The organism is Nocardia noduli, assembly GCF_019038455.1.
GTDB lineage: Bacteria > Actinomycetota > Actinomycetes > Mycobacteriales > Mycobacteriaceae > Nocardia > Nocardia noduli.
In genome coordinates this window covers 1-727 of sequence record NZ_JAFMPL010000253.1, presented here as the reverse complement: position 1 = coordinate 727, position 727 = coordinate 1, and the positions used below count along the sequence as shown (strand labels likewise).

2 protein-coding genes are annotated in these 727 nt (G+C 55.7%); both read right to left on the bottom strand.

The features are described from left to right. Positions 1–154: beta-ketoacyl synthase N-terminal-like domain-containing protein (locus JZ792_RS43365; RefSeq protein WP_368858181.1), on the bottom strand; the 154-nt coding region annotated here is incomplete at its 3' end. Positions 155–259: 105 nt separating this feature from the next. Then, positions 260–727: acyl carrier protein (locus JZ792_RS41230; protein WP_216918420.1), on the bottom strand; the 468-nt coding region annotated here is incomplete at its 5' end.

The following is a 727-nucleotide window of genomic DNA, read 5'->3' as shown; positions in this document are numbered from 1 at the left end:
GATCGAACAACCCCACATCCCAGCCCCGGTCCAGAGGCCACTGCGACACCACATCCCGGCCCTGTACCAGCAGCTGCCACAACTCTTCGCGTGAGGACACACCACCCGGGAAACGACACCCCACACCAACAATCGCTACCCGCTCAAACAGCACGGCGTCTAATCGCTGGCGAGTCTCCAACAATTCGGATGTGACCCACCTCAGATTGGCGAGAAGCCTCTCCTCTTCCACAAGTCTGTCCTTCCTAATCGCAACAAGCTATACGCCGGGATAGCCCAACTGGCTTTGAATGAAATCCATGAGATCTTCAGCAGAGGATTCTTTGATGACTTCTTTACCTGCCGAATTACCCGAGAAGCCATCAGAGCTGACATCCCTATTCTTTTCACTACTCTTTAGCATCAGCTTCCCGAAACCGTCGAGAAGACTTTTCCTATCAGCAACACCCAAATTAGCCTCGGAAAGGAGAGACTCGATTCGATACAAGATTTCATCTACGCGATGCAGTCCGCTCGTTCCAGCTAACAGCTGGTGGAGGTGTTCGGCGACCGCCCTTGGACTCGGGTAGTCGAAAGTAAGAGTGGCCGGGACTCCGATTTCGGTGGCGGTCTTGATCCGGTTGCGGGCTTCGACGGCGGTGAGGGAGTCGAATCCCAGTTCCTGGAAGTTACGGTCGGCGTCGATCGCGGTGGCGTCGTCGTGTCCGAGCACGATCGCCACCTGGGT